Raw genomic sequence first — 15,278 nt, 5'->3', positions numbered from 1 at the left:
GTCTACGGTGGAAGCGTGGCCCGAGCGCACGTCGAAGCCCCGCCGCCGCAGGTGCGGCTGTCGGACGGATCTATCGCGCGCATCGTGCCCTCGGCGTTCGCGAGCGGCTGGGAGCTCGAGGTCGGCGGCACGCCGCAGTCCCACGTCGATCTCGCTGATCCCACACACCTGCACTTCGAATACGTCGCGCGGATGGGCGCCGTGATCGACCAGCTCGGAGTGCCCGGGGAGCCTGTGACCGCCATCCATCTCGGCGCGGGTGCCTACACACTCCCCCGCTATGTCGAGGCGACGCGGCCCGGATCACGGCAGCAGGTCATCGAACTCGAACCCGCGTTGGTGGCTCTCGTCCGTGAACACCTGCCGCTGCCCTCCAGTGCGCGAGCCGGCGGCTCGATCCGCACACGCACGGGCGATGCCCGCGCCGTGCTGGAACGCTTGCCCGCGGGTCTGCGCGGTCAGGCCGACCTCATGGTCTCCGACATCTTCCACGGCGCGCGCACTCCCGCGCACGTAACCAGCATTGAGTTCTACAGCCTCGCGGCGCGCTACCTCAGCGACACCGGCGTGCTCCTGGTCAACGTCGCCGATGGAGCGGGACTCGCCTTCGCCCGCCGCCAAGCCGCCACCGTCCGCAGCGAGCTGCCCCATGTCGCCCTGCTTGCCGAGGTTCAGGTGCTCAAGGGCCGGCGCTTCGGGAACATCGTGATCGCGGCATCCCGCAATCCACTTCCCACCGAGTGGCTCCCCCGGCTGATGGCCGCTGGACCGCATCCGGCCAAGGTTGCTCAGGGCGCAGAGGTCGACGCATTCATCGCTGGTTCGCGAGTCGTCACGGATGCCGACGCAGCGCCATCCCCGGCACCCTCGGCAACCCTGTTCGAGCGCTGACGGCGTGGGAAGTCGGCACCGCTCGCCGACGCCGACACAATAAGAGCGCACCGCGTATGGGGCGAGGTGCGGCGACGATGCGGTGTCTGGCGGGTTGACCCGCGATCACCGCTCTGCGGGAAGGAGCGCGAGTGAGCTATATCCACGGCTACGACCCCGTCACGCTGCGCGAAGTGGTCAACCCACGCGACTGCCGCGAACGCCTCGACGAGCTCGGCGACCAGCGCTCGCTTCCCGCCCTTCTCGAACGGGTATGGCTGTTGAAAGTGCTCGACCGGCTCGATGATGCGCTCGAGATCGCTGACCAGACGGTGCGCACCGCCCGGATGGCGGGAACACGCAAAGATCTGCTGCGCGCGCGCATCCTGCACGCGACGGTGCTGCAGTTTCGCGGATCGCTCGCTGCCGCTGCACAGGAGCTGACCACCTGCGCTCTCGAGGCCGAGGGGGCGGGGTGGGCTTCGATCGCCGCGTTCGCCTATCAGCACCGGGGAAAGGTGCACTACGACGCGGGAGATTTCGACGCAGCCCGCGCTGACTTCAAGCGGGCACTCTTCGCGCGCCAGAGCACGGCAACACCCGACGATCAGCTCGAGTCGACTCTTCTTGCGATCGACGCGGCCGAGCGTCGCCGCGCCGAGGCCGGCGCGGCAGTCGCCAGCTGACCGGTCGGTGTCTGAGGCCCCGCTTACGCTGTCGTCATGTCCGAGTTGCACCGCGTTCGCCACTGGGCCGAGGCCCTGCTTTCGGTGCACCTGACCCCGGAGTGGTCGTTCGGTTTCGACAACGCGAAGCGGCGAGCAGGCCTGTGTGACTTCACTCGCAAGCGCATCACGGTTTCGCGATACCTCGCGGCCCGCCACGACGACGACACCAATCACCAGACACTGCTGCACGAAGTGGCGCACGCGCTCGCCGGCGCGGCGGCAGGGCACGGTCCGCGCTGGAAAGCCATCGCTCGAGACCTCGGCTATGTCGGCGGAACCACGCACCACGGCGAGACGGCGACCGAGCTCGCCCCGTGGGTAGGGGTATGCCCTGCCGGTCACGTCGCCTACCGGCACCGACGCGCTAGCCGACAGACCTCCTGCGCCCGGTGCGCGCCTCGCTTCGACGAGCGGTACCTGCTCACGTGGTCAAAGCGTGAGATCACGGCATCCGTGCGTCTGGCGGCCATGACGCCGCGCTGAGGCGCAGCCCCCAGCCATTTTTCCCGGCCTTTGGTCCCTATTCACCGCGTACCCCCCGGGGTATGTTGCCGATGACGGCCATGGCGGCCCGGAAAGCGAGGACCACGATGTCACGTGTCATCGTTCTCGGCGCGGGAGTTGCGGGGCACACCGCAGCGTTGACCCTGCGCCGCAAGCTCGGCAATCAGCACGAGGTGATCGTCGTGTCGCCAAACTCGCAATGGAATTGGATTCCTTCCAACATCTGGGTGGGCGTGGGACGGATGACGCGGGAAGCGGTGGTGTTCCCTCTCGCCCCGGTCTACAAACGCAAACGAATCACGTTCCACCAAGCCAAGGCGACGGCGATCTGGCCGAACGGTGATGCGGGTTCTCCGCAGGGCGCCGTAGACATCGAGTACACCGAGCCGGGACGGGACGGACAGACCGAACGCGTTCGGTACGACTTCCTCATCAACGCCACCGGGCCCGCCCTCGACTTCGCCGCGACCCCTGGACTCGGACCTGACGCCGGATACACGGCATCCGTCTGCACGCCGGGACATGCCGTGGATGCCGCAGCACGGCTGGACGCCGCGATCGAACGCGCCCGCACCGGCGAGAAGCTGCGACTGGTGGTGGGCGTCGGGCACGGGCGGTGCACCTGCGAGGGCGCAGCATTTGAGTACGCCTTCAACGTCGAGCAGAAGCTAGAACAGGAGGGTGTCAGGGACAACACCGAGGTCGTCTACCTCAGCAACGAGCCAGAGCTCGGCGACTTCGGCGTCGGCGGCATGTCGTTTCGCACCAAGCATGGCGACGTGTCGGGTGAGCAGTGGATGTCGAGCCTGTTCCGTGAGCGCGGCATCCGTGCGATCACGCGCGCCGCGGTCACTGCCGTCGAGCCCCAGACGATCCGGTACGTGCAGGAGGACGGCTCACCCCAGTCGCTCCCCTTCGATTTCGCGATGCTGCTGCCCCCGTTCCGCGGCGTTGCCCTGCGTGCGTACGACCGCGACGGCGCCGACATCTCGCAACGATTCTTCGCGCCGAGCGGCTTCATGAAGGTCGACGCTGATTACTCCCCCAAGCCGTACTCGCAGTGGTCGGCGAAGGACTGGCCGAGCACCTACCAGGTACCCGGATATCCGAATATGTTCGCCGTCGGCATCGCCTTCGCCCCACCGCACGCGATATCGGAACCGCGGTCGACACCCGACGGGGTAGCGATCGCGCCTGCTCCCCCGCGCACCGGGATGCCCTCGGGCGCGATGGGCAAGGCCGCAGCCCTCAATATCGCCGAGATGATCAGGACGGGCACGAGCGTCGCGCAGCACAGCGCGTCCATGGCCGACCTCCCCGCCGCATGTATCGCCTCGACCGGCACCGGGTTCGCCCGGGGAAGTGCCGTTGCCATGACGATGGCCCCGATCGTGCCCGATTTCCAGGCACGCCCGCTCACCCACGGGCGAGACGCCGACCACACGACCGGCGAGGTGGGACTGGCTGCGCACTGGCTGAAACGGATGCTGCACACGGCGTTCCTCTACAAGGCCAAGGCGTACCCGCTCTGGTATCTCATCCCGGAATGATCCGCGAAGAAAGGAGCTCACGATGATCACGCCCGCTGACTCATCAGCACAAGCAATGGTCGACGCAGCCCCCGTGCCGACGGATGCCGACCTGCGTCGCCGCACAAACCTGGTCGTCCAGTTCTTCCGGTTCATCGCCCTCGGCTGGGGGATGTTCCGGCTCGCTCGTCACTGAGCTGGCGACTCGGCATCCACCGAGGCAGCCGCGAGAACCTCATCGCGGCGCCCCGCCTCGAGCCATACCTGGCCGGTGGCGCTCGCCGTCAGGAGGTGGAGCACCGCCGGGCGAAGCCCCCGGAACGCCTCACATGCCGCGGCAGCTTCGGGCGAGGTGTGGTCGATGCCGCGCCCGGCGAGCGCGTCGATCACTGCGCCAGCCCCGAGCAGGTCCTCAACCGCGAACCGCGCGCTGTCGGCATCCGTCGCCCCGCAGGCGATCACGGCGATGCTCGTGCGTTCAGCGCGCCGATGCTGCTCGGCGAGCACGGCCTCCGCGATCGCCGACGCGTTCCGGAGACCTCCGCGCAGCACGAAACTGCCGGCCGCCGTGGCTGCCTCGGCGACTCGATCCGCAGCGGAGTCCGCGTCGGCCAGGACGTCAACGACCACGGTGACCTCCGCAGGGGCCAGGCGGTCGCGGCCCGCAGACCCCCACTCGAGACGCACCTGATAACGACCCTGATCCAGCGGTGACGGCATCCGTCCAGCGTAGAACGAGACCGGATGCGAGACTTGCCGCATGCGCGTGCTCAGCAAGTTCACGATCGACTGCGACGCCGATGCCGCCTGGCGCGCTCTGCACTCGCCACGGGTACTCGCCGAGGTGTACGGCCCGTTCCTCGACATGCAGCCGCTGGAGGCGATGCCGACGCAGTGGGAGCACGGCCAGAATGCTGCAGTCGGGCTCAGTGTCGCCGGGCTCATCCCGGTCGGCCGTCAGCTCATCTCGATCACGGATGCCGAACGCGAGGTGAACGGGGTGCGCGTGCGGATCATCCGTGACTCCGGGATGCCGCTGACGGGCCCGCTCGCGGTCCTCGACGTCTGGGACCACCAGATGGCGGTGTCTCCCCTCCCAGACGGGCGCACGCTCTGGCGAGAGCGCCTCGTGATCGGTGGCGCTGCCGCGCCGGCACTGTGGCCGGGCCTGTGGGCGGTCTGGCAGTGGCGAGGTGCCCGCATCCGTCAGATCGCGCCGTCGTGGGCGCACGATCCGGATGCCGTGGCAGCCGCTCCAGCCGAGACTGACGCGGCCGCCACGGTCTGACCTCCGCCCCGGCTACTCGCTCAGCGCCGCCACCGGCGCCACTCGTGTGGCCAGACGCGTCGGAGTAACTGACGCAGCAACGGTGAGGATCGCGGTCGCCGCGACGATCACCAGGAGGGGCATGATCGGCACCGCGGGATAGACGATGCCGGCACGGATGATGCCATCGGGGTTCGTGGGAACGCTGCCGAGGAGGGACTGCGCTCCGGCCCAGCCGTAGGAGATGCCGAGGAGCACACCCAAGACTGTCGCGGTCACCGTCACGTGCACGGACTCCAACAGCACCATCACCCGGATCTGCCGGATCGAGACGCCGAGGGCACGCAGGAGCCCCAGCTCCCGAGTGCGCTGGATGACACCCAGCGTGAGCAGGTTCACGAGTCCGACTCCGGCGATCACCGCGGAGATCGCAACGAGACCCATCATGATCGCCGCGAACGTGTCCATGATGCTCGCGAGCTCGGGTTCGAGGCTCCCTCCCGCGTTGGCAGTGAGTACAGCCTTCACCGATTCGATGGCCACGGCGAACATCGTGACGAGAGTCACGCCGATGACGATGCCGATCGATGTCCGGGCTGAGCGCTCGGGATTCCGGTAGGCGTTCTGCACCGCGAGCCGCGCAGGAGCGGAGCGCCCGAAAGCACGGCCGACCAGGCGCAGCGCCGGAGGCATGACCAGCGGAGCTGCCATCGTGATGCCGGTGAACGAGAGGACTCCACCGACGAAGGCGACGACCACGCCGAGCGGTGAGACAAGTCCCAGCAGGATGCCCGCGGCAAGCGCAACCGCGCCGAGGGCGAACAGGATGCCGGCAACCGCGTGCTTGCCTCGACGGGCGCCTACCTCATCGGTGGCGAGGGGAACCGAGCCCGACACTGCCTGTAATGGGGTGACCGCGAGAACCCGCCGAGAACCGATCCACGCCGCGAGCCACGTGGTGAGCGCCACGATCACGGCGGGCAGCAGCATCGACAGTGTGACGGGCGCGACGTGGACGGCATCCAATCCCAGCCGTACGATCGCGATCTGCGCTCCGGCAGCGGAGACGACAATCCCCAGCACGGTGCCGATCACCGCGCCGAGCACGCCGACGACAAGGCCCTGGGATGCGACGCGCGCTCGCTGGGACCGCGCCGACGCACCGATCAGACGCAGGAGGGCGATCTGGCGCGAACGCCCGGCGACGACAGTCGCGAACGTGTTGGCGGTGACGATACCGGCGACATAGACCGCGAGCGCGACGAGCAGGAGCGTGAGGAATCCGAGCACGAAGGCGAGGGTTCCGCTGTCACCGATGTAGGGGTCTGCGCGCAGCATCGCCGCCAGAAAGTCAGTGGTCGCGATGAGGACGACCCCGAACACCGTCGAGATTGCCGCGACCAGGATGCTCGCCCCCATCCCGCGCTCACGGAGCCAAGCGAAGCTCGTGCCGGCGCGCGGCATGCGCAGCTGCGCCCGCTCGACGGATGCCGTGACGGTGCTCATACGCCGACCTCCGCCCGTCGCGGCTGGATGTCGGCGTCGCCCGCGTCGGCTGCGAGCATGTGAGCCGAGATCTGCTCGGCAGTCTGCGCGGGCTTGTCGGCGACGAGGCGCCCGTCGCCGAGGAACAGGACTCGGTCGGCATGGCTGGCAGCAACGGGGTCATGCGTGACCATGGCAATCGACTGCCTGCGCGTGCGGCTTGCCTCAGCCAGCAGCGCGAGCACCTCACGACCCGAGCGCGAGTCGAGGTTACCCGTCGGCTCGTCAGCGAAGAGGAGATCCGGCGCGGTGGCCAGGGCGCGGGCAATCGCAACCCGCTGCTGCTGACCACCCGAGAGTTCGTGCGGCCGGTGAGTCAAACGCGATCGAAGCCCGAGCGTGTCGATGAGCCCGTCGATGCGGGCCTTCTCAAGCACGCTCGGCGCACGGCCGTCGAGGTCGAACGGCAACAGGATGTTCCCTAGGGCGTCCAGGGTCGGCACGAGGTTGAAGGACTGGAACACGAAGCCGACGCGGCGACGACGCAAGATTGTGAGCTCAAGGTCGCCGAGGCCGGTGATGTCGGTGTCGCCGATCCAGACTCGTCCGGCGGTCGGCGCATCGAGCCCAGCCATGATGTGCATGAGTGTCGACTTGCCCGAGCCAGAGGGACCCATGATCGCGGTGAACTCCCCGCGACGGATGCCGACAGTGACGTCATCGAGCGCCCTGACCGTTCCGCTGCCGGTGCCGTAGGTTTTGCCGAGGTTCTCTACGCGGGCCGCCAAGCCCATCTGCGTCGTGGTGATCTTCATACCTCCGACGCTAGGAATCGGGCCCCGACCCCCGCGTCAGCCCGACGTCGCGCCGTCATCCATCGGAAGGATGATTCCGCGGCACCCGTCTCACGGCAGGTGCGAAAGGTCAGACCAGACCGTGCTCGTAGGCGAAGACGACGAGTTGGACGCGATCGCGGAGCCCGAGCTTGCCCAGGACGCGGCTGATGTGCGTCTTCACCGTCGCCTCCGAGAGGTACTCGCGGGTGGCGATCTCGGCGTTGGACAGTCCCCGGGCGGCAAGGGCGAAGATCTCGCGCTCCCTCTCGGTCAGCTCGCCGAACGCCCGCGGTGCGGGCCGGGTCTGCTCGTCCCGGAAGTGCGCGAACAGCTGCGCGGTGGCCGTCGCCGCGATCACCGCCGAACCGGAGTACACGCTGCGGATTGCGGCGAGCACGAACTCCGGCTCGGCATCCTTGAGCAGGAATCCGCTCGCGCCGCCGCGGATCGCGCGTGCGGCTGCCTCATCCAGGTCGAAGGTCGTCAGCATCACGATCCGCGGCGCGTCAGGGTCCTGCAGCAGGTGCGCCGTCGCCTCGAGACCGTCCATGACCGGCATCCGGATGTCCATGAGCACGACGTCCGGCCGCGTGTCTCGCACCATCGACAGGGCTGCCTGGCCGTCCCCCGCCTCGCCGACAACTGCCATGTCGGGCTGCGAGGCGATCACCATGCGGATGCCGGCGCGAAAGAGCGCCTGATCATCCACGAGCGCGACGCGGATGACGGCGCGACCGGCGCTGCTCTGGTCGGTCATCGTGCCGCCGACTCGCGAAGCTCAGGTTCCGCAGCGAAGGGGAACGTCGCACGCACGACCCACACCTCCCCGACCATCCCGGCCTCCACTGCCCCACCGACCAGCCGCGCCCGCTCGCGCATGCCGACGATACCGTGGCGCACCTCGGCCGGCTCGACCAGCCGGTCAGCATCCGCCGGCGGCGGATCGACGCGCTGCCCGACAGGATTCGACGCCCACAGGTGCAGGCGGTCGGGGAGCCAGCGCATCGTCACCTCGACATCTCCGTTGCCGTGGCGGATGGCGTTGGTGAGTGCCTCTTGCAGCACGCGGTAGATCGCCAGCTGCACAGCGGCGGGCACGGTGGGGGGAGGCATCGGTTCGACATCCACGCGCACCGCGAGCCCTGCAGCTCGCACCTGGCCGTACAGGCCCTCCAGATCGTTCAGCATCGGCTGAGGCGCCACGCCTTCGCTGTGGCGCAACTGCGCGAGCAGCAGCCGAACGTCAGCGAGCGCACTGCGTGCCGTCGTCGAGATCGTCGCGAGGGCATCCTTCGCTGCCTGCGGATCGGCGTCGGCGGCGTACCGAGCCCCGTCAGCCTGGGCGATGATGACGGCAAGCGAATGACCGACGACATCGTGCATGTCGCGGGCAATCCGACCGCGTTCCTGCTCTTCGACGCGTTCCCGCTCGGCACGCTCGCGCTCACGCTGCGTGCGCCGGGCACGCAGCGAGGTTCGGACCAGAGCTCCCACCGTCCAGGCCAGCAGCAGCGCGAACCCCGCCGCGACGAGGACAGCAGCGGCCAAGGGCAGAACACTCCATGAGGCCACACTCAGCAGTTGCGTGCCGAAGAGATAGCCGGTGATGACGGTGGCCCCGACGATCGCCGACGAGAATCCGAGCCAGTACACCAGCGTGCTCCCGTAGGCAGCCGTCGCGTAGAGCACGGCGAAGATCGCGAGGTCGACGGGCGCGGGTGGACGCAGCATCAGCATCTGCATCGTCGCGCCGACCCACGCCGTAGCGAGCGCGAGGGGCGGTGAGAGCCGCCGCAGCGCGAGCGCCGCCGCGAAGAGAAGGCACATGACCACGGTCGGCAGTGCCGACTCGGCTGCCCAGCCGCCGATCGTCAGCTCAAAGGGGAGACAGAGCAGCCCGAACACTCCCGCAACCGACACATCGGTTGCCACCTGGTACGGCAGGAGTTCACGAAAGAGTGCGGAGCGTCTCACCTCACCCACGCTACGGAACGCGCGCCCAGAGCGCGTCAGTCTGAAGATGTATGTGCGCCGGGCCGACCGCCTACGGTGCAGGCGTCCGCTCGGTCTCGGTCTCGGACTCGGTCTGCGACGGCGTCTCGGGCGCGGTCCGGTATTGCTCGGTGATGAGCCGGTACGACCGCGTCGCGAATGCGAGCAGGGCGATGACGACCATGGCAAGACCTGCGAAGACGAGCACGAGCGCGATGCCGCGCGTCTCCCCGTCCCCAAGAAGCCATCCCCACGTCTGCTGGCCGCTCGGCGTTTCCATGTAGGGGATGACCCAGAACTCCGCGATCGGCGCGATCAGGAACGCGGTGATGGGGGCGGCTGCCGATTCGAAAGCCGCGGCGAACCCGAACACACGCCCCTGCGATCCGTACGGCACGACCTTCTGGATCACGGTCTGCTCGGCTGCCTCGACCGCGGCCACGAGGGCCATGTAGAGCCAGATCCCGACGGCGTAGAGCAGCCACCAGTCGCGGATCGTGAACAGCGCGCCCAGTAGCCCCATGCCCGCGACCACGAGCAACATCGTGCGAATCGGGTTGCGTCCGAGGCCGAACCTGGCGATCAGGACGCCGCCGACGATGAACCCCGTCGCGGCGACCCCGAACACGGTGCCCCAGGCTTCGACACTGAACAGGGTCAGCCCGTACGGGTCCATCAGGGCGATGTAGACCCCACCGATGAGGTTGTTGCACGTCGAGAAGATGATGAGTGCGAAGAGCCCGGGCGCCAGTCTCACAGCGGTGATCGCGCCGCGCAGGTCGACACCGCGTCCGACGGATGCCGCCGGCTGCTCCTCGGGAATCCGGAGCAGGAGCAGGTGAACACCCGCGATCGCGGTTGCGACGATGGCGATGAGCAGCGTCCACTCCATGCCGAGCGGGCCGACCGACAGGCCGCTGAACACGCTGGTGATGATGAAGGCGATCCCCTGCACTGTGCCGACCAGACCGTTGGCATTCGCGTGCCGCTCTTCGGGGACGAGGAGTGTCACGAGGTACACCCAGAAGGTCAGCGCGAACCAGAGGTAGCTCGTCGTGATGTTCGCAGCCGCAGTGTTCACGAGAACGTGGAGGAACACGCGCTCGTTCGGGGTACGGATCAACCGCGTGCGCGGCGCAACTGTGGGATCCGCCGGAGCGGGAGTCGTCATGCGGGGAAGCGCACTGCGCGGCTCGGACGTCGGGAACAGCCGGATGCCGCAACTGCGGCGGTGGCGCTCAGCCCGTCACGCGCACCGCACGCGCGAGCGAGGCAGCCACGGCATCGACGTCACCGCTCACGAGACCGACAGTGACGCGGATGAGGGGGCGAGCGGTGCGGTCTGAGAGGAAAAAGGGCGACCCCGCCGCCACACCGATGCCGGCCGCAGCGAGATGAAGGAGCGCCGCGCGCTCGTCCGAGACGTCCCAGGAGACGTTGAGGCCGTCACCGGCAACGGCTGAGACTCCGTGGCGGCGCAGTGCGCCGGCCAGCTCCCGCTGACGAGTCCGGTAGCTCTCGCGGGCGCGAACCACAGCCTCGATCGATACGGGGTCTGACAAGAGATCGAAGAGTACGGCCTGGATGGTACGTGAGGTCCATCCCGGCCCCAGCAGCCTGCGCGCCACGACGCGGTCGACGATGCGCGATGGGCCTCCGAGCGCGGCGATGCGCAGATCGGGACCGTGGGATTTCGAGAAGCTGCGTACGTGCACGACCTGCTCTGGCAGCCACCGGGCGAGCGTCACCTCGGGCGCTGCGGCTACGAGCCCGGAATGGTCGTCCTCGATGATGACGACCCGCGCTCCGTTTCGCGAGGCGCGTACCAATCGCGCAAGCTCAGCCGCGCGCTCGGGGCTCGTCGACACACCCGTGGGGTTGTGTGCGCGCGGCTGCAGAAGCACCGCGGTCGGCCTCGTCGCGAGCGCACGCGCGAAGCTACTCGGCGCGATCCCCTCGGCGTCGAGTTCTACGGGGATCGGCTGCGCCCCCAGGTGCTCGATGAGGTCGAAGAAGTACGGGAAGCCGGGGTTTTCGACCACCACGCGGTCTCCGAAGCGCACGACCTGTTCGAGCGCACGACCGACGCCGTCCAGGGCACCGTCGACGACAGTGATCGCCTCCGCATCGCTCGGCCACACCCGGCGGAGCAACGTCTCCAGTTCGGGTAGCACGGGCGACTCGTGGTATCGACCGGTGTGAGCGCGCGGCGACACCCGCGAGAAGGCACGCGCGAGGTCGGGGAGCAGGTCGGCATCCGGAGTCCCTCCCGAGAGGTCGAGCCGCGGCGATCCCGGATGCTGGGCAAGGCCCTGCACGCGCGGCGACATCCACTCCTGCCGTTCCTCGCGCACGAACGATCCTGCCCGCCCACGCGAGACGATCAGCCCGGCCTGCGAGAGCGCCTTCCACGCAGCGCTCACTGTCGCAGGGCTCACACCGAGCCGTCCCGCGACCTCGCGCACGGTCGGCAGTCGCTCACCGGCGGCCAGATCTCCGGCCGTGATCAGGCGGGCAAGCTCTGCCGCGATAGCGCGCGGCGTGGGATCGGTGAAGTGCGCACGATCGATCACCGTGGTCATCGCCCACCCAATCTCGATCACACCAACATTTACGGTCGCGACACGGGACGAAACCGAAGGGAAATGTTCACGCCGAACAATAACAGACACGCCACGGCGCTTCGTGGCCCCTTCGACCGGACGGAGAGTGCACGAGATGACGACGGTGAGAGCGGCCATCACGCAGACGACGTGGACCGGCGACAAGGCATCCATGCTCGACAGGCACGAGCAATTCGCGAGGGATGCCGCCGCCGACGGCGCGCAGGTGGTGTGCTTCCAGGAGCTCTTCTACGGGCCCTACTTCGGCATCACACAGGACAAGAAGTACTACCGCTATGCCGAGCCGGTCGACGGCCCGATCGTGGAGCGCTTCGCCGCGGTAGCGAAAGAGCTCGGCACTGTGATGGTGCTGCCGATCTACGAGGAGGCGCAGACCGGGGTCTACTACAACACGGCGGTTCTCGTGGATGCGGACGGCACCGTGCTGGGGACGTATCGCAAGAACCACATCCCCCACGTCGAGAAGTTCTGGGAGAAGTTCTACTTCCGTCCGGGCAACCTCGGCTACCCCGTCTTCGACTCGGCGGTCGGAAAGGTCGGCATGTACATCTGCTACGACCGCCATTTCCCGGAGGGATGGCGCGAGCTCGGCCTGAACGGCGCGCACATGGTCTTCAACCCCAATGCGACCAAGCCGGGCCTGTCCAACCGCCTGTGGGAGGTCGAGGGGCCGTGCGCGGCTGTTGCCAACGGCTACTTCGTCCTCCAGCCCAATCGCGTCGGCCGCGAGGACAACGAGTACGGCGACGAGGCTGTCAGCTTCTACGGCACGAGCCAGGTGATCGACCCGCGCGGCAATTTCGTCGGGGCGCTGGGCTCGAGCGAGCACGAGGAGGTCCTCATTCGCGACCTGAACCTCGACATGGTGCAGGAGATGCGCGACGACTGGCAGTTCTACCGCGACCGTCGCCCCGACAGCTACGAAGGGATCTCCGCACCGTGAGCACGACACTGATCACCGGCGGCACCGTCGTCTCCGCCACCGGGCGGGCTCCGGCCGATGTCCTCGTCGACGGCGAGAAGATCGTCGCCGTCCTCGCGCCCGGCTCGGAACTGCTCGGCACGAACCTGGCGGCATCCGTCGACACTGTCGTCGATGCGAGCGCCAAGTACGTCATCCCCGGCGGCATCGACGCCCACACGCACATGCAGCTGCCTTTCGGGGGCACGTTCGCGAGCGACACGTTCGAAACCGGCACGCGCGCGGCAGCGTGGGGCGGTACGACGACCATCGTCGACTTCGCCGTGCAGACGTACGGCACGAAAGTGCCCGACGGCCTTGCGAAGTGGCACGAGTTGGCAGCGGGAAACTGCGCGATCGACTACGGGTTCCACCAGATCGTCGGCGGCATCGACGACGAATCGCTCGCGTTCTTGCCGACCCTCGTTGACGAAGGCATCACGAGCTACAAGCTGTTCATGGCCTACCCCGGCGTCTTCTACTCGGACGATGCCCAGATCCTGAAAGCGATGCAGGTCGCCGCCGACACGGGGCTGCTCACGATGATGCACGCCGAGAACGGCCCCGTCATCGACGTGCTCGCCCAGCAACTCGTCGATGCCGGCAAGACCTCACCCTTCTTCCACGGCAAGGCCCGCGTTTGGCAGGCCGAAGAAGAGGCCACCCACCGCGCGATCATGCTCTCGAACATCACCGGGGCGCCGTTGTACGTCGTGCACGTCTCGGCGAAACAGGCTGTCGCGCAGCTCGCGGCCGCTCGCGACAACGGATTCAACGTATTCGGCGAGACCTGCCCGCAGTATCTCTACCTGTCGCTGGAAGAGCAGTTGGGCGCCTCGAGCGAGCAGTGGGGCCAGTTCGAGGGCGCGAAGTGGGTGTGCTCGACGCCGCTGCGCTCGCGCGCCGAGGGCCACCAGGACCACATGTGGCAGGCCCTGCGCACCAACGATCTGCAGATGGTCTCCACCGACCACTGCCCGTTCTGCATGAAGGATCAGAAGACCCTGGGCCTGGAGGACTTCCGTAAGATCCCCAACGGCATCGGCTCAGTCGAGCACCGGATGGATCTCATGTACCAGGGCGTCGTCACCGGCGAGATCACCCTGGAGCGGTGGGTCGAACTCACGAGCACCACCCCGGCGCGCATGTTCGGCATGTACGGCAAGAAGGGTGTCATCCAGCCCGGGGCGGATGCCGACATCGTCGTCTACGATCCGAACGGTCACACCTCCATCGGCCTCCCGGTCGACGACCTGGGTCATAGCACCGGCAAGTCCCACCACATGAACATGGACCACTCCGCCTGGGAGGGGTTCGAGATCGACGGGCACGTCGACACCGTGATCTCCAAGGGCAAGGTGATCGTCGACGCAGGCCAGTACCTCGGACGCAAGGGCGACGGCAGCTTCGTCAAGCGCGGCCTGAGCCAGTACCTGGTGTGAGGCGATGACGATGGACTTCGGTGTCGTCCTGCAGACGAATCCTCCCGCGTCGCGCGTGATCCAGCTGTCGAAGCTGGCCGAAGCGCACGGTTTCAGCCACGTCTGGACCTTCGACTCCCACCTGCTGTGGGAGGAACCGTACGTGATCTACTCAGCGATCCTCGCCGAGACCCGCAAGGTCGTCGTCGGCCCGTTCGTGACGAACCCCGCGACACGGGACTGGACGGTCACGGCATCCGTGTTCGCGACCTTGAACGAGATGTACGGAAACCGCACGATCTGCGGCATCGGGCGCGGCGACTCGGCGGTGCGGGTCACCAACGGCAAGCCGTCGACGCTGGCCGAACTGCGGGAGTCCATCCACGTGATCCGGGAGCTCGCGAACTCTCGAGCCGTCGAGTACAAGGGATCGACGCTGCAGTTCCCGTGGAGCCAGGGGTCCGAGCTGGACGTCTGGGTCGCAGCGTACGGGCCGCTCGCGCTGAAGCTCACGGGCGAAGTGGCCGACGGATTCATCCTGCAGCTGGCGGACCTCGACATCGCGGCCTGGATGATCAAAACGGTCAAGGATGCCGCAGCGGCAGCCGGCCGCGACCCCGAGTCGATCGACTTCTGCGTCGCGGCCCCCATGTACATCGGCGAGGACTGGGAGCACATGCGCGACCAGTGCCGGTGGTTCGGGGGGATGGTCGGCAATCACGTCGCCGACATCGTCGCGAAGTACGGCACCGACGGCGCGGTGCCGCAAGCCCTCACCGACTACATCGCCGGCCGCACCGGCTACGACTACAACTCGCACGGCAAGAGCGACAACGACCACGTGGACTTCGTCCCCGACGAGATCGTCGATCGGTTCTGCATCCTCGGAACGGCCGAGGAGCACATCGCCAAACTCGAGGCGCTGCGGGAGCTCGGCGTCACGCAGTTCGCGGGATACCTCCAGCACGACAACAAGGAGGAGACCCTCCGCGTGTACGGCGAGACCGTGATCCCGGCCCTGCGCGAGAAGGTCACAGCCAAATCGTGACGCGTCGGCGCGC

At 67.8% G+C, this 15,278-nt stretch carries 16 protein-coding genes; 9 read left to right on the top strand and 7 right to left on the bottom strand.

Features of this window, described 5'->3' with window-relative positions:
- Positions 1-15 precede the first annotated feature (15 nt).
- The 5 genes from AADH62_RS04700 to AADH62_RS04680 all read left to right on the top strand — a co-directional run bounded on the left by AADH62_RS04700 (position 16) and on the right by AADH62_RS04680 (position 3,827).
- The gene (locus AADH62_RS04700; RefSeq protein ID WP_341578499.1) at positions 16-891 is read left to right on the top strand and encodes a fused MFS/spermidine synthase; all 876 of its coding nucleotides are present in this window, start codon (positions 16-18) and stop codon (positions 889-891) included.
- A 131-nt stretch (positions 892-1,022) separates the two neighbouring features.
- The gene (locus AADH62_RS04695; protein ID WP_341578497.1) at positions 1,023-1,556 is read left to right on the top strand and encodes a tetratricopeptide repeat protein; all 534 of its coding nucleotides are present in this window, start codon (positions 1,023-1,025) and stop codon (positions 1,554-1,556) included.
- A 36-nt stretch (positions 1,557-1,592) separates the two neighbouring features.
- On the top strand, positions 1,593-2,081 hold the full coding sequence (locus AADH62_RS04690) for a SprT-like domain-containing protein (protein WP_341578495.1): 489 nt from the start codon (positions 1,593-1,595) through the stop codon (positions 2,079-2,081).
- 107 nt (positions 2,082-2,188) lie between these two features.
- Positions 2,189-3,652, top strand: a complete 1,464-nt coding sequence (locus tag AADH62_RS04685; protein ID WP_341578493.1) for an NAD(P)/FAD-dependent oxidoreductase — start codon at positions 2,189-2,191, stop codon at positions 3,650-3,652.
- 22 nt (positions 3,653-3,674) lie between these two features.
- Positions 3,675-3,827 (top strand): hypothetical protein, encoded by a 153-nt coding sequence (locus AADH62_RS04680; RefSeq protein WP_292709607.1) that lies wholly within the window; start codon positions 3,675-3,677, stop codon positions 3,825-3,827.
- On the opposite strand, the gene AADH62_RS04675 is transcribed toward AADH62_RS04680, so the two are convergent.
- Positions 3,821-4,351 (bottom strand): 2-phosphosulfolactate phosphatase, encoded by a 531-nt coding sequence (locus AADH62_RS04675; RefSeq protein ID WP_341578489.1) that lies wholly within the window; start codon positions 4,349-4,351, stop codon positions 3,821-3,823. The two genes, AADH62_RS04680 and AADH62_RS04675, sit on opposite strands and share 7 nt — an antisense overlap.
- Before the next feature lie 40 nt (positions 4,352-4,391).
- On the opposite strand from AADH62_RS04675, the gene AADH62_RS04670 reads away from it, so the two are divergent.
- Positions 4,392-4,919, top strand: coding sequence for a hypothetical protein (locus AADH62_RS04670; protein ID WP_341578488.1), 528 nt, complete (start codon positions 4,392-4,394; stop codon positions 4,917-4,919).
- 12 nt (positions 4,920-4,931) lie between these two features.
- Here AADH62_RS04670 and AADH62_RS04665 read toward each other — a convergent pair whose 3' ends face one another.
- The 6 genes from AADH62_RS04665 to AADH62_RS04640 all read right to left on the bottom strand — a co-directional run bounded on the left by AADH62_RS04665 (position 4,932) and on the right by AADH62_RS04640 (position 11,793).
- Positions 4,932-6,404 carry an ABC transporter permease gene (locus AADH62_RS04665; protein WP_341578486.1) on the bottom strand — a complete coding sequence of 491 codons (1,473 nt, stop codon included), beginning with the start codon at positions 6,402-6,404 and terminating at the stop codon, positions 4,932-4,934.
- Positions 6,401-7,198, bottom strand: coding sequence for an ABC transporter ATP-binding protein (locus tag AADH62_RS04660; RefSeq protein ID WP_341578485.1), 798 nt, complete (start codon positions 7,196-7,198; stop codon positions 6,401-6,403). The genes AADH62_RS04665 and AADH62_RS04660 overlap by 4 nt, the downstream gene beginning before the upstream one ends.
- A gap of 109 nt (positions 7,199-7,307) precedes the next feature.
- Complete coding sequence (locus AADH62_RS04655; RefSeq protein ID WP_341578483.1) at positions 7,308-7,976, bottom strand: response regulator transcription factor; 669 nt, start codon at positions 7,974-7,976, stop codon at positions 7,308-7,310.
- Positions 7,973-9,193 (bottom strand): sensor histidine kinase, encoded by a 1,221-nt coding sequence (locus AADH62_RS04650; RefSeq protein ID WP_341578482.1) that lies wholly within the window; start codon positions 9,191-9,193, stop codon positions 7,973-7,975. Before AADH62_RS04650 ends, AADH62_RS04655 begins: the two co-directional genes overlap by 4 nt.
- Positions 9,194-9,263: 70 nt before the next feature.
- Entirely contained in the window at positions 9,264-10,382 is a 1,119-nt protein-coding gene (locus AADH62_RS04645; protein WP_341578480.1) for an MFS transporter, read from the bottom strand.
- A 67-nt stretch (positions 10,383-10,449) separates the two neighbouring features.
- Complete coding sequence (locus AADH62_RS04640) at positions 10,450-11,793, bottom strand: aminotransferase class I/II-fold pyridoxal phosphate-dependent enzyme (protein ID WP_341578479.1); 1,344 nt, start codon at positions 11,791-11,793, stop codon at positions 10,450-10,452.
- 136 nt (positions 11,794-11,929) lie between these two features.
- Between AADH62_RS04640 and AADH62_RS04635 the strand changes: the two genes are divergently transcribed.
- Genes AADH62_RS04635 through AADH62_RS04625 form a run of 3 tightly spaced genes read left to right on the top strand, consistent with a single transcriptional unit; the run spans position 11,930 to position 15,265 of the window.
- Positions 11,930-12,778, top strand: coding sequence for a nitrilase-related carbon-nitrogen hydrolase (locus AADH62_RS04635; RefSeq protein WP_228177351.1), 849 nt, complete (start codon positions 11,930-11,932; stop codon positions 12,776-12,778).
- Complete coding sequence (hydA, locus tag AADH62_RS04630) at positions 12,775-14,238, top strand: dihydropyrimidinase (RefSeq protein ID WP_228177352.1); 1,464 nt, start codon at positions 12,775-12,777, stop codon at positions 14,236-14,238. The genes AADH62_RS04635 and hydA overlap by 4 nt, the downstream gene beginning before the upstream one ends.
- A gap of 10 nt (positions 14,239-14,248) precedes the next feature.
- Positions 14,249-15,265 carry a TIGR03842 family LLM class F420-dependent oxidoreductase gene (locus AADH62_RS04625; protein ID WP_341578569.1) on the top strand — a complete coding sequence of 339 codons (1,017 nt, stop codon included), beginning with the start codon at positions 14,249-14,251 and terminating at the stop codon, positions 15,263-15,265.
- Positions 15,266-15,278: the final 13 nt, after the last annotated feature.

Origin of the sequence: Microbacterium schleiferi, assembly GCF_038150145.1 — a bacterium.
Lineage (GTDB): Bacteria > Actinomycetota > Actinomycetes > Actinomycetales > Microbacteriaceae > Microbacterium > Microbacterium schleiferi_B.
Note: the sequence above shows the minus strand (reverse complement) of the source record. Positions and strands in the feature narration are given on the sequence as shown.